The 25,509-nt window shown below is 32.3% G+C and carries 30 protein-coding genes; 17 read left to right on the forward strand and 13 right to left on the reverse strand.

Going from position 1 to position 25,509, the window contains the following annotated elements:
* Positions 1-17 precede the first annotated feature (17 nt).
* A complete protein-coding gene (locus tag JE46_RS05385) occupies positions 18-797 on the forward strand; it encodes a DNA/RNA non-specific endonuclease (protein WP_031454236.1) in 780 nt (259 codons plus the stop codon).
* Here JE46_RS05385 and rpe read toward each other — a convergent pair.
* The 3 genes from rpe to JE46_RS05400 all read right to left on the reverse strand — a co-directional run bounded on the left by rpe (position 774) and on the right by JE46_RS05400 (position 3,545).
* Complete coding sequence (gene rpe / locus JE46_RS05390; RefSeq protein ID WP_031454237.1) at positions 774-1,436, reverse strand: ribulose-phosphate 3-epimerase; 663 nt, start codon at positions 1,434-1,436, stop codon at positions 774-776. The genes JE46_RS05385 and rpe overlap by 24 nt on opposite strands.
* 197 nt (positions 1,437-1,633) lie before the next feature.
* Positions 1,634-2,497 (reverse strand): sigma-70 family RNA polymerase sigma factor, encoded by an 864-nt coding sequence (locus tag JE46_RS05395; RefSeq protein WP_007804760.1) that lies wholly within the window; start codon positions 2,495-2,497, stop codon positions 1,634-1,636.
* An 85-nt stretch (positions 2,498-2,582) separates the two neighbouring features.
* Positions 2,583-3,545: a hypothetical protein gene (locus tag JE46_RS05400; RefSeq protein WP_031454238.1), complete on the reverse strand. Its 963-nt coding sequence runs from the start codon at positions 3,543-3,545 to the stop codon at positions 2,583-2,585.
* A gap of 106 nt (positions 3,546-3,651) precedes the next feature.
* On the opposite strand from JE46_RS05400, the gene JE46_RS05405 reads away from it, so the two are divergent.
* Positions 3,652-4,731, forward strand: a complete 1,080-nt coding sequence (locus tag JE46_RS05405) for a fatty acid desaturase family protein (RefSeq protein WP_031454239.1) — start codon at positions 3,652-3,654, stop codon at positions 4,729-4,731.
* 34 nt (positions 4,732-4,765) lie between these two features.
* Positions 4,766-5,593: an LA_2272 family surface repeat-containing protein gene (locus JE46_RS05410; RefSeq protein ID WP_031454240.1), complete on the forward strand. Its 828-nt coding sequence runs from the start codon at positions 4,766-4,768 to the stop codon at positions 5,591-5,593.
* 88 nt (positions 5,594-5,681) lie between these two features.
* On the opposite strand, the gene JE46_RS05415 is transcribed toward JE46_RS05410, so the two are convergent.
* The 4 genes from JE46_RS05415 to JE46_RS05430 all read right to left on the reverse strand — a co-directional run bounded on the left by JE46_RS05415 (position 5,682) and on the right by JE46_RS05430 (position 9,662).
* On the reverse strand, positions 5,682-7,817 hold the full coding sequence (locus tag JE46_RS05415) for a polyribonucleotide nucleotidyltransferase (RefSeq protein ID WP_031454241.1): 2,136 nt from the start codon (positions 7,815-7,817) through the stop codon (positions 5,682-5,684).
* A gap of 178 nt (positions 7,818-7,995) precedes the next feature.
* Positions 7,996-8,262, reverse strand: a complete 267-nt coding sequence (gene rpsO, locus JE46_RS05420; protein WP_007804772.1) for a 30S ribosomal protein S15 — start codon at positions 8,260-8,262, stop codon at positions 7,996-7,998.
* Positions 8,263-8,473: 211 nt separating this feature from the next.
* Positions 8,474-9,175: a toxin-antitoxin system YwqK family antitoxin gene (locus JE46_RS05425; protein ID WP_031454242.1), complete on the reverse strand. Its 702-nt coding sequence runs from the start codon at positions 9,173-9,175 to the stop codon at positions 8,474-8,476.
* Positions 9,176-9,206: 31 nt separating this feature from the next.
* Positions 9,207-9,662: a GAF domain-containing protein gene (locus tag JE46_RS05430; RefSeq protein WP_031454243.1), complete on the reverse strand. Its 456-nt coding sequence runs from the start codon at positions 9,660-9,662 to the stop codon at positions 9,207-9,209.
* A 70-nt stretch (positions 9,663-9,732) separates the two neighbouring features.
* Between JE46_RS05430 and xrtF the strand changes: the two genes are divergently transcribed.
* The 6 genes from xrtF to JE46_RS05460 all read left to right on the forward strand — a co-directional run bounded on the left by xrtF (position 9,733) and on the right by JE46_RS05460 (position 14,472).
* On the forward strand, positions 9,733-10,269 hold the full coding sequence (xrtF, locus tag JE46_RS05435; protein WP_031454244.1) for an exosortase family protein XrtF: 537 nt from the start codon (positions 9,733-9,735) through the stop codon (positions 10,267-10,269).
* Positions 10,259-10,705, forward strand: coding sequence for an exosortase F system-associated membrane protein (locus tag JE46_RS05440; RefSeq protein ID WP_031454245.1), 447 nt, complete (start codon positions 10,259-10,261; stop codon positions 10,703-10,705). The genes xrtF and JE46_RS05440 overlap by 11 nt, the downstream gene beginning before the upstream one ends.
* A 46-nt stretch (positions 10,706-10,751) precedes the next feature.
* Positions 10,752-11,144 carry an HYC_CC_PP family protein gene (locus JE46_RS05445; RefSeq protein ID WP_031454246.1) on the forward strand — a complete coding sequence of 131 codons (393 nt, stop codon included), beginning with the start codon at positions 10,752-10,754 and terminating at the stop codon, positions 11,142-11,144.
* 116 nt (positions 11,145-11,260) lie between these two features.
* Entirely contained in the window at positions 11,261-13,267 is a 2,007-nt protein-coding gene (locus JE46_RS05450) for a TonB-dependent receptor plug domain-containing protein (RefSeq protein ID WP_031454247.1), read from the forward strand.
* Between the two features lie 45 nt (positions 13,268-13,312).
* A complete protein-coding gene (locus JE46_RS05455) occupies positions 13,313-13,654 on the forward strand; it encodes a heavy-metal-associated domain-containing protein (protein ID WP_031454248.1) in 342 nt (113 codons plus the stop codon).
* A gap of 137 nt (positions 13,655-13,791) precedes the next feature.
* Positions 13,792-14,472 carry a DedA family protein gene (locus tag JE46_RS05460; RefSeq protein ID WP_031454249.1) on the forward strand — a complete coding sequence of 227 codons (681 nt, stop codon included), beginning with the start codon at positions 13,792-13,794 and terminating at the stop codon, positions 14,470-14,472.
* 15 nt (positions 14,473-14,487) lie between these two features.
* Here the strand turns inward: JE46_RS05460 and JE46_RS05465 are convergent, their stop codons facing one another.
* Together JE46_RS05465 and JE46_RS05470 are read right to left on the reverse strand one after the other, a co-directional pair.
* Positions 14,488-15,075 carry a DUF937 domain-containing protein gene (locus JE46_RS05465; RefSeq protein WP_031454250.1) on the reverse strand — a complete coding sequence of 196 codons (588 nt, stop codon included), beginning with the start codon at positions 15,073-15,075 and terminating at the stop codon, positions 14,488-14,490.
* Between the two features lie 278 nt (positions 15,076-15,353).
* Positions 15,354-15,854 (reverse strand): DUF456 domain-containing protein, encoded by a 501-nt coding sequence (locus JE46_RS05470; RefSeq protein ID WP_031454251.1) that lies wholly within the window; start codon positions 15,852-15,854, stop codon positions 15,354-15,356.
* Positions 15,855-16,201: 347 nt separating this feature from the next.
* Here JE46_RS05470 and JE46_RS05475 point away from each other — a divergent pair, with 347 nt between their 5' ends.
* Positions 16,202-16,687 (forward strand): hypothetical protein, encoded by a 486-nt coding sequence (locus JE46_RS05475; RefSeq protein WP_031454252.1) that lies wholly within the window; start codon positions 16,202-16,204, stop codon positions 16,685-16,687.
* A 104-nt stretch (positions 16,688-16,791) separates the two neighbouring features.
* On the opposite strand, the gene JE46_RS05480 is transcribed toward JE46_RS05475, so the two are convergent.
* Both JE46_RS05480 and JE46_RS05485 read right to left on the reverse strand, forming a co-directional pair.
* Positions 16,792-17,895: a glycosyltransferase family 2 protein gene (locus tag JE46_RS05480; RefSeq protein WP_031454253.1), complete on the reverse strand. Its 1,104-nt coding sequence runs from the start codon at positions 17,893-17,895 to the stop codon at positions 16,792-16,794.
* Positions 17,892-18,836, reverse strand: coding sequence for a lysylphosphatidylglycerol synthase domain-containing protein (locus JE46_RS05485; RefSeq protein ID WP_031454254.1), 945 nt, complete (start codon positions 18,834-18,836; stop codon positions 17,892-17,894). The genes JE46_RS05480 and JE46_RS05485 overlap by 4 nt, the downstream gene beginning before the upstream one ends.
* Before the next feature lie 146 nt (positions 18,837-18,982).
* Here JE46_RS05485 and ruvC point away from each other — a divergent pair, with 146 nt between their 5' ends.
* Positions 18,983-19,537: a crossover junction endodeoxyribonuclease RuvC gene (gene ruvC, locus JE46_RS05490; RefSeq protein ID WP_031454255.1), complete on the forward strand. Its 555-nt coding sequence runs from the start codon at positions 18,983-18,985 to the stop codon at positions 19,535-19,537.
* Positions 19,538-19,584: 47 nt separating this feature from the next.
* On the opposite strand, the gene JE46_RS05495 is transcribed toward ruvC, so the two are convergent.
* Positions 19,585-20,133, reverse strand: coding sequence for a DUF6252 family protein (locus JE46_RS05495; protein WP_031454256.1), 549 nt, complete (start codon positions 20,131-20,133; stop codon positions 19,585-19,587).
* A gap of 81 nt (positions 20,134-20,214) precedes the next feature.
* Here JE46_RS05495 and hemW point away from each other — a divergent pair, with 81 nt between their 5' ends.
* The 6 genes from hemW (at position 20,215) to JE46_RS05525 (ending at position 24,214) form a co-directional block, all read left to right on the forward strand.
* Entirely contained in the window at positions 20,215-21,351 is a 1,137-nt protein-coding gene (hemW, locus tag JE46_RS05500; protein WP_031454257.1) for a radical SAM family heme chaperone HemW, read from the forward strand.
* 21 nt (positions 21,352-21,372) lie between these two features.
* The gene (locus JE46_RS05505; protein WP_031454258.1) at positions 21,373-22,149 is read left to right on the forward strand and encodes a cyclase family protein; all 777 of its coding nucleotides are present in this window, start codon (positions 21,373-21,375) and stop codon (positions 22,147-22,149) included.
* A gap of 116 nt (positions 22,150-22,265) precedes the next feature.
* Positions 22,266-22,670 (forward strand): GNAT family N-acetyltransferase, encoded by a 405-nt coding sequence (locus JE46_RS05510; protein ID WP_031454259.1) that lies wholly within the window; start codon positions 22,266-22,268, stop codon positions 22,668-22,670.
* Positions 22,670-23,020: a DUF4260 domain-containing protein gene (locus JE46_RS05515; protein WP_031454260.1), complete on the forward strand. Its 351-nt coding sequence runs from the start codon at positions 22,670-22,672 to the stop codon at positions 23,018-23,020. The genes JE46_RS05510 and JE46_RS05515 overlap by 1 nt, the downstream gene beginning before the upstream one ends.
* A 6-nt stretch (positions 23,021-23,026) precedes the next feature.
* Positions 23,027-23,395: an MmcQ/YjbR family DNA-binding protein gene (locus JE46_RS05520; protein WP_031454261.1), complete on the forward strand. Its 369-nt coding sequence runs from the start codon at positions 23,027-23,029 to the stop codon at positions 23,393-23,395.
* 105 nt (positions 23,396-23,500) lie between these two features.
* Entirely contained in the window at positions 23,501-24,214 is a 714-nt protein-coding gene (locus JE46_RS05525) for a PH domain-containing protein (protein WP_031454262.1), read from the forward strand.
* A gap of 44 nt (positions 24,215-24,258) precedes the next feature.
* Here the strand turns inward: JE46_RS05525 and rodA are convergent, their stop codons facing one another.
* Positions 24,259-25,494, reverse strand: coding sequence for a rod shape-determining protein RodA (gene rodA / locus JE46_RS05530; RefSeq protein ID WP_031454263.1), 1,236 nt, complete (start codon positions 25,492-25,494; stop codon positions 24,259-24,261).
* Positions 25,495-25,509 lie beyond the last annotated feature (15 nt).

Consider the following 25,509-nt stretch of genomic DNA (forward strand, 5'->3'; position numbering starts at 1 on the left):
AAATATAATCATTGAATATGAAAAAAATACTCGTTTTATTTATAATCACACTATTTATTGTCTCTTGTAAAAAAGAGAAAAACGAAAAAGAAACACTGTTGGCACAAAATACTTTTGTTACTTCAATACAAGATGTTTCAAAAGCGGGTTATACAATCGCATATTTACCTACTTCTACAACAAAGCAAATTGTAAAACACGATTATTACACATTGTCATATAATGAAAAATTTGAGCAGGCAGAATGGGTAGCATACGAATTGAAAAAAGAGTACTTGAAAAATAATGATTTCAAAAGACCTTATTTTATTGAAGACCCGAAGGTAACAACTGGCTCGGCAGATTGGAGAAATTATAAAAAATCCGGATACGATAAAGGGCATCTTTGTCCTGCAGGAGACATGGAATTTGATAAAAAAGCATATGACGATACATTTTATACTTCGAATATTTCGCCTCAGAATCATGAATTTAATAGCGGTGTATGGAATCGCTTAGAAAACAAAGTTCGTTATTGGGCAGAAAAATATAATGATGTATACGTTGTGACGGGAGGAGTTTTGAAAGATTCTGATATAAAAATAGGAACAGAAGAGGTTTCTGTTCCTAAATATTTTTATAAAATTGTTGTGACTAAATCAGGAAAGGAACATAAGGCTATTGCTTTTTTAATTCCGAATGAAAAAAGTCAAAAAGGAATTTATGAATTTGTAGTTTCAGTTGAAACTTTAGAAAAAATGACCGGAATTGATTTTTTTCCTAATTTAAAAAACTTAAAAAGCAGTAAGGACTTTTAAATCGGCAATAGTTGATGTTGGGTTTTCTGCTTTAAAAACAAAGCTTCCTGCAACTAATACATCAGCTCCTGCTTCTGTTAATTGTTTGGCATTTTTATTGGTTACACCGCCGTCAATTTCGATTAGTGTTGAAGCATTTTTACGGTTAATTAATGCTTTTAGTTTTCTTACTTTATCATAAGTGTTTTCTATGAACGACTGACCTCCAAAACCAGGATTTACACTCATTATACAAACTAAATCAATATCATTGATTACATCTTCTAATAAATCTATATTTGTGTGAGGATTAATTGCAACTCCTGCTTTCATTCCTTCAGCTTTAATTGCCTGAAGAGTTCTGTGCAGATGAGTGCAGGCTTCATAATGTACACTTAGGATATTTGCTCCTAAATCTGCAAAAGTTTTAATGTATCGATCCGGATCAATAATCATTAAATGAACATCGATGGTTTTTTTTGCATGTTTAGCAATGGCTTCTAAAACTGGCATTCCAAAAGAAATATTCGGAACAAAAACTCCATCCATAATATCAATATGAAACCAGTCAGCCTGACTGTTGTTGATCATTTCGATATCACGCTGTAAATTGGCAAAATCAGCTGCAAGTACAGAAGGAGCAATAAGAGTGTTTTTCATTGTTGTTAGTTGTGATGTGTTATTTTTTGCAAAGGTAATTATAAAAAATAAAAAACTCCGGTAATCAGCCGGAGTTTCAATCATCAATCAAAAAACGAACAGTCAATCAAACTGTTGTTTGCGTTACAAAGGTTTCATATTTCATGTATCAAGTTACAAAAAATAACCTGAAACTTTAAACGTGAAACAAATATTGTTTAACCTAAGTAGGTTTTAAGAATTTTACTTCTTGAAGTGTGTTTCAATCTACGGATTGCTTTTTCTTTAATCTGACGTACACGCTCACGGGTTAAGTCAAAAGTTTCTCCAATTTCTTCCAAAGTCATCGGGTGTTGGTCGCCAAGACCAAAATACAAACGAACTACGTCTGCTTCTCTTGGAGTTAATGTTTCTAATGAACGCTCGATTTCAGTACGTAAAGATTCGTGAATTAATTCTCTGTCAGGGTTTGGAGATTCTCCCGAACGTAATACGTCATAAAGGTTTGAATCTTCACCTTCAACAAGAGGTGCATCCATAGATAAGTGACGACCGGAGTTTTTCATAGACTCTTTTACGTCATTTACAGTCATATCAAGTTCTTTTGCAATTTCCTCAGCAGAAGGCGGACGTTCATTAGATTGCTCTAATAGCGCATACATTTTGTTGATTTTATTGATAGAACCGATTTTATTTAATGGTAAACGAACAATACGTGATTGTTCTGCCAAAGCCTGAAGAATCGATTGACGAATCCACCATACAGCGTAAGAAATGAATTTGAATCCACGGGTTTCATCAAAACGCTGAGCTGCTTTAATCAATCCTAAGTTTCCTTCATTAATTAAGTCAGGAAGAGTTAATCCTTGATTTTGATATTGTTTAGCCACAGATACCACGAAACGTAGGTTGGCTTTTGTTAATTTCTCTAATGCTCTTTGATCACCAGCCTTTATTCTTTGTGCTAATTCTACCTCTTCATCGGCGGTAATTAGGTCAACTTTTCCAATTTCTTGTAGATATTTGTCTAACGATGCAGTTTCACGATTGGTTACCTGCTTGGTAATTTTAAGTTGTCTCATGTTGTTGTCTCCCTATTTTTTTAAAGTGTACAAATGGTTATACGTAAGAAGATGCAAAAAAGTTACAGATGAAGAAAAAATATTTTTAAAATAATAAATCAACTTCAGAATTTATCCTTTCCTGGTAATGATCTATTTTTCGTATTGCTCTGTTAAAGAATAGGTTCTGTTCTTTAATTCCGGATTGTCCCAAAGGTTTTGAATTGATAATTTGCTGTTTAAAAAACTGATGTACATTCTTACAGCTTTCTTCATTATCAGTAATAAAGTATCCTAGCAGTGTATATGGAACAAACATGGTGAGTTTTTCAGGAGTTTCTATCATCATGTTATTATTTAACAATATGAGTTCATTATAATAGAGGGCAAAATTAGTATTAGAAGCATTGCATTTTTCCTGAATTAAATTTACAATCCTTTTTAAGTCTTTGCATAATGCATTTGCACTTTTTAGATTCAGTAGTCCTGATTCATAAAAGTATAAAATTTGCTGTAAACTGCTGTTAATGGTAGTGTCATTCCAAACTTCATTTACGCTAGTATTTTCATATGTTTTTTTTAGTGTTTGCATGTATTCCGAAAAAGATTCATCGATTACGAAATTTTCAAAAGCAACTTTTTTCTGGTTTGTGTTTAAAAGATTTAACCATACAAAAGCCTTAAATTTTGACAAAATTGTACCATCCATAAAATAAAATAGCGGAATGTCTTTCGCGGAATAAAACAAGGTTGTTTTTGGATTTTTGGTTAACAATGCTATCTGTTCAGCAGATGATTTAAAATACTGCAGCATGTCCTTTAAGGTTTCAATTTCAATTGTTTTTTCGACAATGACCTTTTCTTTTTTCAAAAATAAATTGTCCAAAGAAATATTATAATGACTAGCTAGTTTAATGGTTTCGTCGATAGAGAATTTACTCTTTTGGGAGATTCTTCGGTGTGATGCATCGTAACTGATTTCCAGGATAGCAGCGATTTCATCTATTAACGATTCAGACTTAGAAACTTTACTTCTAATTGCTTTTAAAAAAGATTCCTGATGTTTCATAATTTGTGATAATCACAAATATAGAAAATACTTTTATTAGTTTTCGCAAATCCAGATGTGATAATTGCAATAGGTTTGCTCTGCAATTTTAAAATAATCTATAATTATGAAAGCTAAATATTTCAATAAATCGGCAGATGAAAAACTCTTTTTTCTTGCTTTAAAAGAAAAAGTTAATGATAAACTCAAAGATAAAACCGTTTCGCATGGAGGTGCAAGATTTTGGTTTAAAGGTTTGTTTTGGACCCTAATCTGCTACTCGTCGTATTCGTTGTTATTCTTGAACATTGATAAAACTATTTTTTGGCTTTTATATGTGGTTTTTCAATTGTCAGGATTATTGATCGGATTTAGTTTTGGACATGATGCGTCTCATGATACGGCATTCAGAAATAAAAAAGCAAATTCAGTTTTACACTTTTTTAGTTTTCTGACAGTAGGAATTGATCCTTTACTTTGGGGATTAAGGCATATTCGGTCACATCATTTGTATGCAAATGTTGAAGGGAGTGATATTGATATAGATAAAAATCCATTTTTGAGGCTGAGCCCAACGCATCCCTGGAAACCAAAGCATAAATATCAGGCATATTATGCGCCATTTGTTTATATGTTTACTTTACTGCATTCTGTTTTTATGAGCGATTGGGTGTATTTGTTTTCAGATGAATACAACTGGATGAAACGAGGAGTTTCAAAGGCTGAATTATACTTTAGATTTTTACTGTATAAAGTGTTTTATTTTTCTTTAGTGTTAGTGCTTCCGTTATTGTACGCTGACCTTTCCTGGACTTTTATTGTGTTGACTTTTCTAACCGCTAGTGCTTTTACATCGATGGTGTTTATTATAATGCTTGTGGGGACGCATTTTTTTGATGGAGCAGATTATCCACAGCCTGAAGGAGAATTTCTTGAGCATACCTGGGCGGTTCATCAATTATACACTAGTTGTGATTGGGATGCCAATAAAGGTTGGGCAAGGTTTTTAAGTGGTGGGTCAAATTGCCATGCGGCACATCATCTCTTTCCTAATATCTGTCATACTAATTATAGTGAAATAAATGAGATAATCGAAGAAACTACAAAAGAATACAAACAGCCTTATCATCATAAGACCTTATTTGAAATGATGTTTTCGCATTTTAAGCATTTACACAAAATGGGGAAGCCTGAATTTTATAATTAAAAAAGGTTTTAATGCGTAATTAAAATAAAAAATCATGAAAACATTAAATAAAAAAGGAGTTTTAAAACCAGGAAGATGTCAATATACCTTAATTATAATAATGTTCAGTGTATTGAGTTTTGGACAGCATAATTTTTCAAAAGTGACAGATCATACACAGGTAAACAATATTGCTTTAGATTCTTCTGCAGTATTAGATGGAAAAGAAATAAAGCTGGATTATTTCAGATGGAAATCTGATAATAATTTAAGAAATGACAGCGTTAAAATTTTCAGTTTGTCGCCAATTTCTAAAAGAGTTAATAAAGTAAATGGTTTTGCTCTGGGTGCTGGTCATTTTGAAAATCAAAACATTCGACTTCAGGTAATTAATGGGTTAAATATTGAGGCGAGTCCTATATCATTAGCTCTCATTTCTTTTTCTATAAATGTTCCATTTGAGTCATTATTTGTGGGGATTAATGATAATGTTATAAGTAATGTCGCTTTTTTTGATGACAACATAAAAAGTTATATAAAAGTAAATGGATTAAATGTGAGTTCGGGTGGTTTTATGGGAGGGGCAGAAGTGAGAGGAATCAATATTTCAATATTTTCAGGGATGAATAAAATGAATGGTTTTTCTGTTGGCGGGATATTAAATACTAAAAGTTTTGCAGGCGTGAGTATTTCAGGCCTGGCCAATTTGTCGGATTTCGGTAACGGAGTTCAGATTGGAATTTCAAACGTTTCAAGAAAACATAATGGAATTCAGCTCGGATTATTTAATAATTCTAAAGAATTGCGAGGAGTGCAATTTGGGCTTTGGAATACAAATGGAAAGCGTAAACTTCCTTTTTTTAACTGGCAGTTTAAGAAATAAAAAGAAGCGTATTTAATCGAAAAACCCCAAATTCATTTATTGAATTTGGGGTTTTCTATGAATAAACCTTTAGTAAACTAAGATCTGATTACTCTTTTTTCTCCTCACGTGGAGGTCTAGGAACAAGTGCTTTTTTAGACACTTTTTCTTTTTTAGTTTTAGGGTCAACTCCTAAGTATTTTACTTGGAATACATCTCCCATTTTAACTACGTCAGCAACGTTTTCAGTACGTTCCCATGCTAATTCAGATACGTGAAGCAATACTTCGTTTCCTGGGGCAGCAGTATATTCTACAACAGCACCAAAATCTAACATTTTGATTACTTTAACTTCGTAAGCTTCTCCCATTTGAGGTTTGAATGTGATAGATTGGATTTTTGCCAATACCGCTTCAATTCCTGCAGGATCTGTACCTAAGATTTCGATAACACCTTGCTCATCAACTTCGTTGATTACAATAGTTGTTCCGGTAGCTTTTTGTAATTCCTGAATTACTTTTCCACCAGGTCCAATTAATGCTCCAATAAAGTTTCCAGGAATAGTTCTGGTAATGATTTTTGGCGCATGAGCTTTTACATCTGCTCTTGGTGCAGCGATTGTCTCAGTTAATTTTCCTAAAATGTGTAAACGTCCATCACGAGCCTGAGCCAAAGCCTGCTCCATAATGTCATAACGTAAACCATCAATTTTAATGTCCATTTGACAAGCAGTAATACCATCAGCAGTTCCGGTTACTTTAAAGTCCATATCTCCTAAGTGATCTTCGTCACCTAAAATATCAGACAAAACAGCAAATTTCTCTCCATCAGTAATCAATCCCATAGCAATTCCAGAAACTGGTTTTACCATTTGAACTCCAGCATCCATCAAAGCCATTGTTCCGGCACATACTGTTGCCATAGAAGAAGAACCATTAGATTCTAAAACTTCAGAAACAATACGGATTGTATAAGGACAATCTACAGGAATCATATTTTTTAAAGCTCTTTGAGCCAAGTTACCGTGACCAACTTCTCTTCTTGAAGTTCCTCTTAGTGGTTTTGCTTCACCAGTAGAGAAAGGAGGGAAGTTATAGTGCAAGTAGAATTTCTCTTCACCTTGCTCAGATGGAGAATCGATTTGATTCGCTTCTCTAGATGTTCCTAAAGTTACTGTAGCCAAAGCCTGAGTTTCTCCACGTGTAAATAAAGAAGATCCGTGAACTCTTGGTAAATAATCAGTTTCACACCAGATTGGTCTGATATCTGTAGTTTTTCTGCCATCTAAACGAATTCCTAATTCTAAAACTACATTACGAACAGCTTCTTTGTTTGTTTTGTAAAAATATTTACCAACTAAATCACCGTCAGCAGCTAATTCTTCTTCTGTAAATAGAGCTTTTACTTCTTCTTTTACTTCAGCAAATGCAGCACCTCTTTCGTGTTTAGCGGAACCAACTTTTGCAATAGCATAAATTTTATCGTATGCAGCAGCTTTTACTTTTTTGTAAATTTCTTCGTTTTCTTTCTCACCTTCGTAAGTACGAATTTCTTTTTTACCAAAAGCAGCTTGTAAACGTAATTGTGCCTGAATTTGAACTTTGATAGCTTCGTGAGCGAATTTAATAGCTTCGATCATTTCAGCTTCTGAAATTTCTTTCATCTCACCTTCAACCATTGCTACAGAATCCATAGAAGCTCCAATCATCATATCGATGTCTGATTTTTCTAATTCTTCTCTGCTTGGATTGATTACTAATTTTCCGTCGATACGTGCAACACGAACTTCAGAAATTAAGTTGTAAAATGGAATATCTGAAACTGCTAATGCTGCAGAAGCAGCTAAACCAGCTAAAGCATCTGGCATAACATTTTCGTCATGAGACATCAACTGAATCATAACTTGTGTTTCAGCATGGTAATCATCTGGGAAAAGCGGACGCAATACACGGTCAACTAATCTCATTGTTAATACTTCGCTGTCGCTTGGACGTGCTTCTCTTTTAAAGAAACCTCCAGGGAAACGACCTGCTGCTGCAAATTTTTCGCGGTAATCTACCGTTAACGGTAAAAAATCAACGCCTGGGTTGCTGGTGCGAGCTGAAACTGCTGTTGCAAGAATCATTGTATCGCCCATTCTAACTACTACAGAACCGTCAGCTTGTTTAGCTAAACGTCCTGTCTCGATTGTGATGCTTCTGCCATCACCTAAATCGATTTTTTCTACAAATAATTGTGGAATCATAATTTTTTCCTTTTTGATTATACAATGGGTTTTAGTTGTGTTGTAGTTGTTGTTGTGTGTAGTTGTTGTATTCTAAAACCCAATGAAAAACCAAACTTTTTTTCTTGTAACAAGTCTTGTCAGACTTGTGTCTTGTAAAAACAAAAAGAGGCACTTTCGCACCTCTTTTCTATATTGATTATTTTCTGATATTCAATACTTTGATAATCTCACGATATCTGTTGATCTCTTTCTTTTTCAAGTAATCTAACAAAGCTCTTCTTTTACCTACTAATAGTACAAGTGAACGCTCAGTGTTGTAATCGTGACGATTTTTTTTCAAGTGTTCAGTTAAGTGTGAAATTCTGTAAGTGAACAATGCAATTTGACCTTCTGCACTACCTGTGTTTGTTGCACCACCGTGTTGTGCGAAAATCTCTTCTTTCTTTTCTTTAGTTAAATACATTCCAATATTATTTAATGATTTTTATGTATGTCATACAGCTTTTGTAAGACGGGTGCAAAATTACATCTTTTTTTCTGAAAAAATAAATTTAAACTTTGAAAATTTTAATAATTAGTCAATTTCAGGTGGAAATAATTCTTTTTTGCTGATTTTAAGACAGTTTTATTTTAAATCCAATCATTTGTCATTAGTTCTAAGATTGATTTTCAAATTAAAACTTATTTGATTTGAGAACTTTTTTGCCAGTTTGTTTCTCGTTTAAAGAAGAATAAGAAAGTTTAATATTGTTTTCATCTATGCTAAATCCTGAAATTAAAATTCCCTGATCATAATTATCGGTAAATGAAATTTTACGTAAAGCATCGTTTCCAGTCCACACACCTTGTTTTAGTCCGTCTTTAAGAGTTCCTTTTTGTGTTACAAATTTATCTGTTTCTTCATATTCACCATTTCCGTCAATTACGGTTTGGTTATTGTTTTCATCCCAATAATTAAGAATTAAGGTTTGTGATGTTTTCTTTTTAGGATCCCATAGGTTCTGTTTTTCAGACTTTTTACTTTGGTTCTCGTACCAGTTAATTTCTTTACCAGACTTATGGTCTTCAGAATAATTTACAACCGATTCCTTTGCGCCGTTTTTGTAATAATAGATAAATTCCCCATCTTTTTTCAAAAAATCTCTGTCTAAGGTTGCGCCTGTCATTTTTTTTCTTCCGTTTTTATAAAAATCAGTAACAACGTATCTGACACTTTTTTGAGAATAATTGGTAATTACCCGAGTGTAACTATAGTTTTCTGGTTTAGCTTCACAATTTAACGAATCAAGAAAAAATTTTTTCGAGACCATGTTAATTTGTGCAAGTAGGTTTGCTGAAACTAAAAGAAGAAATACTATGAAGATGTTTTTTTGCATTCAGGTCTATTTTTATATAAAAATAGGGCTTCTAGAATAATTTAGCAACTTCTTGATTTACAAATTCAAGGAACCTCTCGTCAGCTTCTGTGAAAGGATCAATCACGTGACTGTCAATGTCGATCTGACCGATATTTATACTGTTTACAAATAATGGTACCACTATTTCAGATTTTACAGTAAAACTGCAGGCAATATAATTATCCTGTGCCTTTACATCGGGCACTACAAAATTAGCGTTGCTTTCGGCAACTTGTCCGCAAATCCCTTTTCCAAAAGGAATTACGGTATGATCTGTTTCGGCACCAACATAGGGTCCTAAATGCAAGGTTTTGTTTTCATGATTGGCAAAATAAAAGCCAACCCAGTTATAATATTCTATATTTGTGTTTAGTAATTGACAGATTGCTAATAATTTATCATCTCTGTCCTTATTTGAATCAGCTACAATAGCACTTACTTTGGGTTGTAATTCCTGAAATGTCATAATTTAAATATTTATACAAAAGTATTTAAAGCTGAACTCAAAAAATATATAAATTTGAAAAAAAAATCTTTTGAAAAAATATTTAATACAATTTAAACCTTTCCTTCTTTTTATAGGTACTTTTTTTTTCGCTTATATTGTACTTACTTTAGTGTATAAGCTTTATTTAAACAGTTTTGAAGCGAATGATGTGGATGCAGTTACAAATATTGTTGGTCGAAATGTTGAACAAATAATGAATTTGTTTAATTGTGATATCAAAATTCAAAAAAACCAATTATCTCCTTTTCTGGAAGTTTGGTATAATAAAAAACGTACAGTTCGAATTGTGGAAGGCTGTAATGCGGTAAGCGTGCTTATTCTGTTTGTCTCTTTTGTAATTGCTTTTTCAGGAAAATTTAAAGCAACTGTATTATTCATCTTGGCAGGAAGTCTTTGTATTTATATTTTGAATGTGATTCGAATCGCTATTTTAACCGTTTTAATATATCGTTTTCCGGAAAATGTGCATATTTTGCACGGAGTCCTTTTTCCTTTAATTATTTACGGGTTGGTTTTTTTATTATGGATATTTTGGATTAATAAATTTTCAAAGTATGCTAAGTAAAATATATGAACATAAAGCTAAAATTCTAATAGCAACATTGATTGTATTGTGTTTTATAGGAATAAGGGCTTTTGAAAGTCAATTATTTTATGATCCTTTTTTGAATTATTTTGAATCCAATTTTAAAAATGCACCATTTCCTGAAGTAGATGTTTTTAAACTTTTTTATGGACTTTTCTTTCGTTATTTTTTTAATACCCTTTTATCATTAATGCTTATTTATGTTTTATTTAGGGATCTCGAGGGGTTAAAATTCAGCACTTTTATGTATGGATTTTTTTTATTGGTATTGTTTGGGATGTTTTTTATAATTATAACTTATTTTCCAAAGGCAAATTGGTTACTTTTTTATGTGAGAAGGTTTATTATTCAGCCCATATTTGTACTGTTATTCATTCCTGCTTTTTACTATCAGAAACAAAATATCAAAAAATAACATTTTATTAGATTGTTTTTAAAGGCTTTTTAAATACTTTTGCAGTATGAATTTAAAGAAATGCACAGGACTATTTTTAGCTTTCCTATTGTTGGTTTCCAACATTGGATTTGCTCTTGATGTGCATTATTGCGGAGGAAAGATTGCTTCTGTTTCATTAAGTACTACAGTATCTCCTGTTAAAAAGTGCTGCGGAGATAAAGAGAAAAAGTCTTCTTGTTGTAAAGACAAAGTGGTTAAATTTGAAAAGAAATCAGATAATGCTACTGTTAAGGTGTTCTTTTATCAACTTGCTTTTTCAGCGTTAATTAAGGAATATAAACCAATTGCTTTTTTGTCTGTACCAAATTTCAAAAACAATCAGGTTATTTCGTATTATGCTGATGCAAATGCGCCCCCCTTATTCAAATTATACAATCAATACATTTTTTATTCCTGATTTTAATGTTTAGAATCAAGCCCTTTTATTGTGGCTTGTAATTGTCTTGTTTTAATATTTCTTTTTTGTTAAGAATCGTTAAATCAGAATTTCTAAATAACATTAAAATCTTTTTTATGCAAAAAAATATCATGCTTTTTATGATGATTTTGCTTTCTGTTTCTGTGTTTTCGCAAGAGGATTTAGAGGAAGTAAAAATAACTAAAAAGCAAAAAGGAATTAAGAAATCCTATAGCCTTACTGCTAATACAACTGTTATTACAAGTAAGGAACTACTGAAAGCTGCTTGTTGTAATCTTGCAGAAAGTTTTGAAACCAATCCGTCAATCGATGTTAATTTTTCGGATGCTTTAACGGGAACAAAGCAAATAAAAATGCTGGGATTGACAAGCCCGTATTTGATGATTACCGAAGAAAATATTCCCTCTGTTCGCGGTGCTTCTCAAGCCTACGGATTGTCATTTACACCCGGAACCTGGATAGAAAGTGTTCAGATTACAAAAGGTGCCGGAAGTGTAATAAATGGATATGAAAGTATTTCGGGACAAATAAATACAGAGCTTCTAAAGCCTCTAAACGATATCCCCTTTTTTCTTAATGCTTACGGATCTACCGATGCCCGTTTTGAATTGAATACCCACTTCAATAAAAAATTATCAGATAAGTGGGCAACAAGTTTGTTTCTGCACGGAAATGCACGCGTGGCAAAAAATGATATGAACGATGACGGGTTTCTGGATAATCCGTTAGGAAAACAAATCAATATTTTAAACCGATATCAATATTATGATCCCGAAAGCGGTTTGGTAAGTTTTATCAATTTCAGATATATGAATGATAAAAAACAAACTGGGGAAGTGGATTTTGATAAAGACAGAGATCGTGGAACAACAAATTATTGGGGATCAGAAATCAATACAGAACGATTTGATGTTTCTACTAAAATTGGATACGTTTTTAAAGATATGCCATATCAAAGTATTGGTTTTCAAAATGCTTTTAATAGTCATAAACAAGATTCGTATTTCGGTTTAAATCAATATGATATTAAGCAGAATAGTTTTTATTCGAATTTAATTTTCAATTCGATTATCAATAATACAATGCACAAATTTACAACGGGTTTGAATTTTACGTATGATCAATATCAGGAATTTGTTAACATAAGCGATTATAGTAGAATTGATAATTCTGTTGGAGCATTTTTTGAATACACCTATGATAATGCGGATAATTTCAGTCTGATTTTGGGAGCAAGAGTAGATAATCATAACCGGTTGGGTTTTTTTGCTACACCTCGTCTTCATGTTCGCTACAATCCCTGGAAAGATGGGGTTCTTCGTTTTTCTGCCGGAAGAGGAAAACGTTCGGCAAATATTTTTGCTGAAAATCAACAGCTTTTTGCTAGCTCAAGAACTTTTTCAATTTTAGATAATAACGGAAAAGTTTATGGATTAAATCCTGAAATTGCCTGGAACTATGGTTTGAGTTTTTCTCAGAAATTCAAACTTTTCAATAAAAATGCTGAAGCAGGTTTTGATATCTACAGAACTGATTTTCAAAATCAGGCCGTTGTCGATTTGATGCAAAGTCCGCAGGAAGTTTTGTTCTATAACTTAAAAGGAAATTCATTCGCAAATAGTTTGCAATTAGAGTTTAACTATGAGTTGATTCATAATTTGAATCTACGAACAGCGTACAAATATTATGATATTCAAACAGATTATTTAAGAGGGACTTTTCAGAGACCACTTCAGGCAAAACATCGTTTTTTAGGAAACCTGGAATACGAAACTAATTTGAATAATGACAGACAATGGAAATTTGATTATACCTTTAATTGGTCCGGAAAACAACAATTACCATATACTGCATCAAATCCTGTGTCTGATCAATTTTCAGATTTTTCACCTTCGTATGCTGTTATGAATGCGCAGATAACCCGAGTTTTTTCATCAGTTTTTGAAGTCTATATTGGAGGGGAAAACATTGGAAATTACAAACAGAAAAAAGCAATTTTGGGTGCTGATGATCCTTTTGGCTCTAACTTTGATGCTTCTGTAGCGTATGCTCCAATTTTTGGGCAGATGTATTATGCAGGATTGCGTTTTAAAATAAAATAATTACAATATCAATTTCAAAAATCAATAACATTAATATTTAATAAAATGAACAGAATAATTTTAATAGCACTAGTAACTTTTTTAGGATTTTCAGCTCAGGCTCAAACTAAAAAAAATAAAAATTTAAAATACACTACAGAGGTAAATGGTAATTGCGAACAATGTAAAAAACGAATTGAAAAAGCAGCATTTAGTGTGCCGGGTGTAAAAACTGCCAATTGGGATATCAGTTCACATCAGCTGACGGTGATTTTAAATGAAGAGAAATCATCAACAGCAGATTTAAACAATGCAGTTGCAAAGGTAGGCCACGATACAAAAGAGGTAAAAGCAACTCAAAAAGATTATGATAATTTACACACTTGTTGTAAATACGAGAGAGAATAATTATTCACGGCCCGGGGTTTAAAGCCTGGGCTTTTTAATAGTTAATTTATGTTTAAAATACCGTAATTTATTGTGGTTAAACTAAATTATTGTTAATTTCACAGCCTTATAATTTCAATAATAAACCCCCATAGTATATGAATAATTTTGACTGGTCTCAATTAATAAATCCTGAGTTTTATATTAATTTAAGCATAGGCGGAATTCAAATAGGTTTGTATATTGTATTGTTTATTGTTTTTGCAGAAACAGGATTGTTTGCGGGTTTTTTTCTACCTGGAGACAGTTTGTTGTTTTTAGCAGGAATTTATAGTGGGGAACTGATTGAAAATATGATTTTTATTCCGAATGATTTCCTAAACGTCTTTTTACTATCGTTTTTGGTAGCAATCATGGGTGTTTTAGGAAATATGACCGGTTATTGGTTTGGTGCCAAAAGCGGATATTATTTGTTTAAGAAAGAAGACAGTTTCTGGTTCAAAAAGAAATACCTCTTACAATCGAAAGATTTCTTCGAAAAGTATGGAGGTAAGGCTATAATTTATGCAAGGTTTTTACCAATTTTCAGAACATTTGCTCCAATTGTGGCAGGTATAGTTTCTATGGATAAGAAGAAATTTATGTTCTATAATATTTTGAGTTCCTTTTTATGGTCTTTTATATTGATATTCGCAGGCCATTACCTATATGGAGTGTTTTTAAAACAAGGAATTGACCTGAAACATCATATTGAATACATTATCATAATCATTGTAATTATTTCTACATTCCCTGTTTTATTGAAGCTTTTGAAGAAAAGACCAATTGAGAAAATTTAATTTTAGTTTATAAAATTAAATGTTTCCAAATAGATTAAAAATTGATCTTGCAAAACGCGAATTATTTTTTTCTTCTACAGTTTCATAACAAGAAAATCCTAAAATAATTTTTATTCCAGGAGGTATACTGTTCAGTATATCTCTTTTTTGTTCATCTAAAAGTAATTTTAAACTTGTGGTTACTTCCGCATTAAACTTCAGATAAGAAATAACGAGTAAAGTAGAAAAATTCAGCACTTCACGTGCTGTTTCACTTTTGATGCCAACTTCATTCGAAATCATTTCGGTAATTCTGGCTTTTTTACTGGTGAAAATCTGTTCTAAGAGTTGATTTCCTTCTAATTTGTAATTTTCGTCTACAGATAAAATTCGGGAAGAAGCAAAATCGACTTCTTTGTAAAATGCTGAGTCCTGAACAAGTTCAGTCATTTCTTCTAATATTTTCTCATCAAAATTGTTGTAGCATCCCATTAACACAGTTCCTAACGAAACGTCGATAGCCTTAATTAATAAAGCATCATTTTCGAAGTAAAATTTGTTCAGTTTTGAGATAACATTGGACGAGATAAAGCGGCGTAGTTCAATTTGTAGATTTGGGGTCATAATTGTATACTGGATTAATTAATAAATGCTGTCAATAACCGATTAAATGTGGTATTTTGTCGTTTATAGTGATAAAAATATAAAATAAATTAACATATCCAAAAAATAAGTTAAATATTTTGTTTTGCCTTTTTTGTAGTTTAATTAACATTTATTGATAATATCAATAAATATAAAGGCTACTTATTAAAATAAAGTAATAATTATTTAAAAATATTTTTATTTTTTAGATGTAAAGTTTTAAAATATAAGAAAAAACTTAAATGTAAATTATACGTTTAAAAAAGGAAACTTCTGTTCTGCCAGATTACATTAAGAAACAGCCCCATATAAATTACACATAATAAAAAATTTATAAAACTGGATGCTAAAAACCCAATCAACGAACCTGTTGCTGCCTTAAATGCCCTTTTATGATTTTTTGAATCATACAGTATTTCTCCTATAAATGCACCTGCAAAAGGTCCTATAATTACTCCAAAAGGTATGGGTGCAAGAATGCCGACTATTAAGCCTATATTAGTTCCCCAAACACCGTAAGAACTGCCTCCAAAATGTTTTGTTCCTTTTGCAGGAATTATATAATCTAAAATTGTGATTATTACCATGATTATAAAAGTGATTCCTAAAACCCAATAGTTATTTTCGACTGCTTTTGTTAAATAGAGCAATAATAATCCAACCCAACAACTCAATAAGCCTGGTAATACAGGTAAAAAGCTACCCATAATTCCGATAAGCATACATATAAAACCAAGTAAAACCAATAGTAGATCCATAATGTTTTGTAATTAATTTTTTTATTTTCAGATAATATTCCAATCTATCTATAAAGGGAAAGCAATCTGTAATTAATCCGCTAAAAGAAAAGTACACTATATAAATGTAACAAGAAAAAAGTTTTAAATTTTTTGATAAAAAATTTAATATGCTTTTTAGAATATTAATAAAAATAGAACTTAAAATTATTTAACCTAATTGTCTATTTGTCTCTTGAACGAAAAGATAGTGGGGTACAAGTAAAGAATACTCATCATAAAAACTATGAAGAATATCTGGAATACGAAGGTTCTCAAAAAAAATAATTGTATTTTTATACCTTATAGTTCAATTCAACATCAAAATCTTGAAGCCGTATTTTCTTTTATTATTTTTTATATTTTTCAGTTCTTGTCAATATTTTGACAAGCAGGTTCCGTCTGAAAAAGAATTACTTCAAAAAGAATTAAAATCAATCAACTGGCAAGAAGTTGACGAATATCCATCAGTTGCAGATTGTGAGAAGATTAACGATAAAAAACAGCGTCAACAATGTTTTTTCGAAATCATGTCACAGCTTATTCAGGAAAAATTAGACATCGACACACTCTCAATTTTGTATCCCGAATTAGATACCATTGAAGTCAAAGTAACTGTTTTTCCTAATGCTACCCTGAAATTTGAACCGCAATTCCCTAAAGATTCAGCCACTTATGATACGATAAAAATAGACAGTATTCTTCGTGCCCGATTGATCGATTTTCCAAAAGTAAATCCTGCTATTAAACGCGGAATTCCGGTAAAATCACAATTTATTTTACCTGTAATTCTCAAGGAAAAAGATAGTAAATAAACTAAGAAGCTATTCCTGCTGTCCGCTGTATCTTTTTGTTTTTAAAGAAAAAACAAAAAGGATGTCGCTTCCATCTGGGCTAGGGCATCGGGATTCTAATAAAATTATATTTTAAAACGGCGGTCTTTCCATTCATAAGAACCAAACAAACTGTACAAAGCCACTGTTGTACTAAAAAAAGGATAAAGTAAACTGCTCAAAAGCAAACTTTTTATTTTTCCTTTAGTCAAAAAAAGATTGGTAACATAAAGTAAGACAAAGTCTGTCACAAATTTTAAAAAAGCAAACACAACAAAAACCGGATAGGACCAAATCCCAAAACAAACAAAGAAAAATCCGAGTACAAAACTCAAATTACCAAGAAAGACAGCCAGTCCCAATAACTTTCCAAAGAGACTTTGATATGAACTTGTTTTTCCCGCCCATCGTACTCGTTGATAAAATAAACTTTTCCAGGTTTCAGTTGGTTTTGTGAGAACAATAGCTTCTTTAGCTTTTAAATAATGAATTTCTTTTGGAAATCTCTCAATCGCTTTTTGCAATAAAAAAACATCATCTCCACTGGCAATTTTATCGTTTCCTTCAAATCCGTTTAGCTTTTCAAACAATGATTTCGTGTAAGCAAAATTGGCACCATTGCACATAAAAGCCCGGCTAAGTCCAAAGCTGCCAATTGTAGCTCCTTGCAGACTGGTTAAATCTAATTGCTGAAAATGATCTAAAAAAGAGTTTTTACATTCATACGTTACAGCTCCTGCAAGCATCGAGATTTCATTTTCCTGAATGTAGTTGTCGAATGCCAAAAGCCAGTTTTCAGAGACAATACAATCGGCATCGGTTGTAATTACCCAATCGGTTTTTACATGCTGCATTGCAGTTGTAATCGCATCTTTTTTTGGAGATTTTGAAACCCGAATATTGTTAATCACAGAAACCTGAAACCTGAAACCTGAAACCTGAAACTTTTCATCAGAACTATCATCAACCAAAATCACGTTAAATAAATCTTCAGGATAATTAAGATTTGAAAAGCTTTCTAAAAGTATGGGCAAATTTTCTGCTTCATTGCGAAACGGAACTATAATCGTAAAACTTGTTTTGGGTCCTAAATTTGATTTTTGATATTTTTTGACTTTTAAAAAACCATAAATCAGCAAGCCGATTGTTATCACATAAATTTTTAATATGACGAACAATATCAGACTCATGCTGCTGTTTTGGTTTTAAAATTCAATACATAATAACTTCCTAAAACTACTGGAAGAACCACGTTTAAAAGCCACATGAGTGTACTAATGAAAACCACAATCCATTCGTTTACACCTAAAATTCCGAAGAAATAGATTGCAACGCTGCCTTTTACCGCAAAATCTAAAAACTGAAAAGTAGGTAATGAAGAAGCCAAAAAATAGACAGAAGTGATGGCCGCCAATAAGGTCAAATAGGGTAAATGAACTTCAAAAGCGAGAAACAAAAAGTAATATTGGTGTGAGAAAACCAGATAACGGCAAATACCTAAAAAGATATTTTTCTGATGAATATGTTTTGGAATCTCATTGATCTTATGAATTAGTTTTTCAATTGAATATCCTTTGACTTTTATCTTTTTTATTGAAAACAATAGAATCAGGATCACCAAAAATCCGCCAAATAAAATCAATACTGTTTTCGTGGTAATGACATTGTACAGCGCATTGAAATACAACAGACCAAAAATGCCAAAAATAATAGTGAGAATCATTTGTATCCCGTTGCATATTAAGTTCAGAAAAACCACTTTTTTAGCTTCAGATTTTGGGTAATACAACGCTTTTCCGGCATATTCTCCAACTCCGTTTGGGGTAAAAATTCCGGCGGTTAAAGCCGCAAGAACCTGTTTTGTGGCTTCTCCTAAAGATATTGGGTAAATGACTTTGGCTAAATTCTGCCATTTTAAAATTTCAAAATAGCGGTTTAAAACACTTAAAAGCAAGATAAATCCAACTCCCAAAACCGACTGATTTTTTCGAAACAAGGTAATGAACTTCTGCCAGTCCAGTTTATCATTGTTCGCCAGCTGATCGTAAATAAAATAAAATGCACTGCCAACAATCAAAAGTTTGGCCACAAGAACAAGGAATTGCTTAGCTTTGTGAGGAATTGAAATCATACCGCAAAGTAAAGAAAACTATTGCGAAAAAGCTATTTCACAAAGATTCACAAAGCAATCACAAAGACACACAGAGAAAACTAAAAAAACTTTGTGAATCTCTGTGTTAACTTAGAGGAACTTTGTGTAACCCAAACAAAAATCTCTTGACAAAAGAACGCATCATATTAGGTATTGATCCTGGAACCACGATTATGGGTTTTGGACTGATTAAAGTCACCAATAAAAAAATGGAATTTCTGCAGTTGAACGAATTGCAGCTTTCTAAATACGACAATCATTACCAAAAATTAAAAATCATCTTTGAAAGAACTATCGAATTAATTGAAACGCATCATCCCGATGAAATTGCGATAGAAGCGCCTTTCTTTGGAAAAAACGTTCAGTCTATGCTGAAATTAGGACGTGCACAAGGTGTTGCAATGGCAGCTGGGCTTTCAAGAGATATTCCAATTACGGAATACGAACCTAAAAAAATAAAAATGGCCATTACCGGAAACGGAAATGCCAGTAAAGAGCAGGTTGCCAAAATGCTCCAGCAACTTTTAGGCTTAAAAGAATTACCCAAAAATCTCGACTCAACTGATGGTTTGGCAGCAGCGGTCTGCCATCATTTCAATTCAGGAAAAGTTGTCGCCGGAAAAAGTTATTCGGGCTGGGATGCTTTTGTGAAACAGAATGAGGATAAAATTAGAAAGTAGCCAGATTAATTTTAATCAATCTGGCTAATGTGTAAAAATTGTAAATATTATTTTATATCCTCGTACTGATAATTAAATGTACCATCTGTAACAGTATAATTTGTGTCTTTTTGATCTGTGTAAGTTGAAGAAGTTGTGAAATTAAATTTCCCTTTTACAACTTTCTTTTGTGAGTTAATTTCGGTTATAGTAATCGAACCTTCTTTTGTATACTCCAATTCATTTGTTTCGCTGTCTGTTAAGTCGATTGCATGACTAATTGGATTGTCTTGATCTGTAGTAAATTTGTAAGTTCCAACCTTAATATCTGTTCTTTTTAACCAAATATTGATTTCTGGATTACCCAAAATACCTCCTTGTCTTCCTTGAAGCATCACAAAGTCTGCTTTAGGATAATAAGACCAGATATTAGTTGAAGAATACAAGTTTGTCCCGAAAGGATTATTTGCTTTAAATGACTTTCCGTTAATTGTAGCAGTCATAGCAAATTCAGGTGATGTACCAGGATTTGGCTCATTATTTTCTGAACTATCATCTGAAGAACAAGAAAATAATAAAAATGGTAAAATAAGAAGCAACTGAGTAATTTTTTTCATGATATAATTTATAGATTTGGCCAAAACTAATAAATATTTTATACTTTATTAAGAATATTCAGTTTATTAAATAATAATTTTATGTCTGGAATTTACATTCATATCCCTTTTTGCAAACAAGCTTGCCATTATTGCGACTTTCATTTTTCGACTTCAATGAAAAAGAAAGACGATATGGTTTTGGCATTGTCTAAAGAAATTGCCATGCGTAAAAATGAGTTTGAAAATGAGATTGTAGAAACGATATATTTTGGAGGAGGAACACCATCTGTTTTAAGTAATGAAGAAATCAACTTTTTGATTTCAGAAGTTTACAGGAATTACAAAGTCACCAAAAAACCTGAAATTACACTTGAGGCAAATCCTGATGATTTGTCTTCAGAACGAATTTTAGAATTGTCTAAAAGTCCTGTAAATCGTCTCAGTATTGGAATTCAGTCTTTCTATGAAGACGATTTGAAGATGATGAATCGTGCTCATAATTCGGCGGAAGCCAAAAAATGTCTGGAAGAAGCGACAAAATACTTCGAGAACATTTCGCTCGATTTGATTTACGGAATCCCTGGAATGAGCGACAAAATGTGGAAACAGAATATTCAGACTGCTTTGGATTTTGGCATTCCGCATATTTCGAGTTACGCTCTGACGGTTGAACCGAAAACAGCTTTGAGCAAATTAATTCAAACCGGAAAAATTGCTGAACCGCAAGATGAAGCAGCTTCAAATCATTTTATGATTTTGGTTGAAATACTTCAAAACAATGGTTTCATTCACTACGAGTTATCGAATTTTGGAAAAGAAAATTATTTCTCCAAAAACAATTCGGCTTACTGGTTAGGAAAAAAATACATAGGAATAGGCCCTTCGGCGCATAGCTATGATGGAAAAAAAAGAGGCTGGAATGTCGCCAATAATTCGTTGTACTTAAAATCTATTCAGGAAAATGTTTTGCCTATAGAAACTGAAATTCTAACCGTTTCAGATCGTTATAATGAATATATTATGACAGGTTTACGAACTATTTGGGGTGTTTCATTAGATCGAATAGAGAATGAATTTGGCTTGGATTATTTGAATTATTTGCAAAAACAAAGCAAGAAATTTTTAAATGATGACTTGGTTTCGATTGAAAATAATATTTTGCAACCTACAGCTAAAGGAAAATTCTTAACCGATGGAATAGCAAGTGATCTCTTTTACTTAAATTTGGAAGAATAATAAACCTTGCGGTTAAACAATATGATAGCAAAAATCAGCAATTTTGAAATCGACTTATCAAAGCCTATTGATATTTCTATTCCGTTAACAAATACTGAGGAAAATCCAATTGCGTGGTACATCGAAAAACCAGCTATTGAACCAGTAGTTTTTGGTGACTGGATTGGGAAAGTTTCTGAAGGGAAATCATCTACCAACTTCAATAATATCTTTTTTAACCCGCATGGGCACGGTACACATACAGAATGTCTGGGACATATTACCAAAGATTTTTACAGTATAAATCAGTCTTTAAAAAAGTTTTTCTTTTTTGCGAGATTAATTACTGTTGAGCCTGAAAAAATGGGAGAAGATTTTGTGATTACGAAAGAGCAGATTTCAAAAGTTATGAATGTTTCGGGTTTTTCAAAAACAGAAGCGATTATCATCAGAACGCTTCCCAATCTAAAAGATAAAAAATCAAGAAAGTATTCAAATACAAGTCCTCCCTATTTGTCTGAAGAAGCCGCGATTTTTATCCGCGAAAGCGAAATTCAGCATTTGTTAATTGACTTGCCAAGTGTTGATCGTGAGCATGATGAAGGGAAATTATTGGCACACAAAGCTTTTTGGAATGTTAAGGATACACATAATTTAAACAGCGATGCGCGTTTAGATGCGACAATTACAGAAATGATTTTTGTACCAAACGAAATTCAGGATGGGGACTATTTGCTCAATCTGCAAATTGCTTCTTTTGAAAATGATGCAAGTCCCAGCAAGCCTGTTTTGTATGCTATTTCAAACTTTCAACTGTAACTTTAGTAGTGCTCTTCGTTTTTTTTCAGCCAATTAAAAACGATAAAGAAATGAAAATGTAATGAATACGAAACAGCTTAAAAAAATTGTTTAAAAGAATAGAATGTTCCAAAAATATGAATCAGATTACCGTTTCTACAGATAAAAGCAAACTTGATATTTTGTTCATTCAAAATTTTCTAAAAGATATTTACTGGGCTGCCGGAAGAACAATAGAAGAAGTACAGACTACAATTGATGCTTCGGTTTGTTTTGGAATTTATTTGGATGGCAAACAAATTGGTTTTGCAAGAGTAATTACAGATTATGTTGTTTTTGGATATGTAATGGATGTTTTTATTACGGAAGAGCATCGTCGAAAGGGATATTCATCGATTTTAATTAAGAATATGATGAATGAGCCGTTGCTGAAAGATATTAAAATCTGGCGTCTTGCAACAACAGATGCGCATTTTTTATATGAGAAATTCGGATTTGCTAAACTAAGTCATCCTGAAAAAATGATGGAAAAAATATTATGATGAATACAATTATTAAATTAGAGGAAACTGCTTTATTTGCTCTGGGAGTCTACTTGTTTAGTCTTTTAAGTTTTGAATGGTGGTGGTTTTTAGTTTTAATTTTAGTTCCTGATATATCGATGCTGGGTTATATATTGGGAAACAAAAGCGGAGCATTTTTTTATAATGTATTTCATCATAAAGGAATTGCAGTTTTATTTTATATTTTAGGTTCGTATTTTAAAATTGAAGACTTGCAATTAGCCGGAATTATTTTACTTTCACATTCTGCAATGGATCGGATTTTTGGTTATGGTCTCAAATATGAAAAAGGTTTTAAATACACTCATTTAGGTGAAATTGGTAAATAAGCAATCATGAATTTAGAAACATATTACGAATATTGCCTTTCTAAAAAAGGCGTAACAGAACATTTTCCTTTTGATGAAGATACTCTGGTGTTTAAGGTTGGCGGAAAAATGTTTGCCTTATCTTCTTTATCACAATGGGAAAAGAATGAAGCTTCAGCTAATTTGAAATGTGATCCGGAACGTGCGCAGGAACTCAGGGCAGAATATGACGAAATTAAACCGGGATTTCACATGAGCAAAGTGCATTGGAATACGATTGCATTAAACGGAAATTTACCGACATCTTTTGTTAAAGAACTTATTGATCATTCGTACGAATTGGTTTTCAAAAGTTTGACAAAGAAAATTCAGAATGAAATTATCGACCCGGAGTAAAATTTTACCGAACGGGCGGAGCAATTAGAAAATTAGGCATTACATTTGTAAGGAATGTCAAAAACATAACACTCAATTAATTTGCAACTTAGTAGTTTATAGAATATGAAAGAACAATTTAAAAAATTTCTGAACGAAGAACAAGATCCGAAAGCAATTGAAAAAATTACTTCAAAACTCAGTGATTTATTAATGAAGGGAGAAGAAGTAGGGTATATCGCGGTTCAAAAAAAACCAGCAATTACTGTTTTTCCTGACAGTATTGTATTAACGAATAAAAGAATTATTATTTGTGAGCCTAAAAATTTAGGGCTTTCGATGGATTTTACAGATTATACCTGGGACAATATAGCTGGTGCTTTTGTAAAAGAAAATATTCTGGGCTCAGAATTCTCATTTAACACAAATACTGATTTCTCGATTTCGATAGATTATATCCCAAAAATTCAGGCTAGAAAAATATATACTTACGCAAAAGAACAATTAGATTTGCTAAAAAATCCGGTAACTATTGAAGCGCCGGTTTTTGAAAATGCAAAGCCAGAAGTAGAAAGCGAAAGCATTGTTGAAGATGATATTGAAGAGGTTGAAACAGAAGAAGTGTCAAATTTTGCAGAAATTATTCCGGCAACAACTCCGTATGAAACTTTTGAGACAATCCAGCCAATTCCTGCTTCAACTGGGGAACGCAAACTAAGTGATTTGTCAAAAGAAGAACTTTTTGATAAATTACAGAATTATAAAAAGTTATTGGATAATGGCTTGATTCTGCAGGGAGAGTATGATGCTTATAAAAAAGAAATTTTAAGTTATATGTAATGAAAAATCCGAAGTTTAGGCTTCGGATTTTTTTATTTTTTTGGTTACCATTCATTGACTTTATTGGCATCCATTTTTAAGAATATAAAAAGTAAAATCGTAAATCCCCATAGTCCGGAGCCACCATAAGAAAAGAAAGGCAGAGGAACTCCAATTGTTGGAAAAATACCGACTACCATGGCAATGTTTACAAAAAAGTGAATGAATAAAATTCCTGCAACACAATATCCGTATACCCTGCTGAATTTTGTTTTTTGCCTTTCGGCTAAATAAATAATTCTTAAAAGTAATCCGGCAAATAAGGCAATAACAATAAAAGAACCGGCAAAACCCCATTCTTCACCCACAGTTGTAAATATATAATCTGTGTGCTGTTCAGGGACAAAACCACCTTTTGTTTGGGTTCCTTCTAAAAACCCTTTTCCAAGCCACCCACCAGATCCAATAGCAATTTCAGATTGATTAGTATTGTATCCAATACCTTTCATATCAACCGTTTTTCCTAATAATATGTTGAAACGGTCTCTGTGATGTTGTTTAAACACATGCTCAAAAACATAATTTACAGAAAAAACAAAAGCCGAAATAATAGCCAGAAGTATGCTGCTTAATATAATGTTTCGATCAACTGTCCGTCCTTTAAAATATATAATAATAAGTACCGCCAATGCAAGTAAAATAACAACGTAAGGTTCTAAAATGAGTGTTAATACAAATAAAAGGATAGTGATAAAACCTGTCCACACATACCAGGATGGAAGACCTTCCCGATATAATACAATGATGAAAATACTGTAAATTAAAGCGCTCCCGGGATCTGGTTGTGGTAAAATCAAAATTACAGGCAGAAATATTATGGCAAGTGCCTGAATTTGGCGATTAGTTTCTTTCAAATTAATCTGTGTGTCGCTTAGATATTTAGCCAATGCCAATGATGTAGCTGCTTTTGCAAATTCTGAAGGCTGAAGTGTAAAACTTCCTATGGCATACCAGCATCTTTGTCCGGCAATTGTTTTTCCAAAGAGAAATAATCCGGCCAATGATAATAGTGAAACCCCAAAAATAATACTGGCATATTTTTCATAGAATTTTCCATCAACAAACAAAACAATGAAAATTAATGGGATAGTACAGGCGATAAATATTAACTGCTTCTCATAAGTGCCTTCTGTAGAAGAAAGGGAAGATGAATATATATTTAGCCAACCCAGAATAACCAGAACACTGTAGATAATAACACTTATCCAATCAATATTATTTTTTACGCTTTGATTTTTCATTTGAAATGGAAGTCC

The sequence above is a fragment of the Flavobacterium chungangense LMG 26729 genome (genome assembly GCF_000735715.2).
Classification (GTDB): Bacteria; Bacteroidota; Bacteroidia; order Flavobacteriales; family Flavobacteriaceae; genus Flavobacterium; species Flavobacterium chungangense.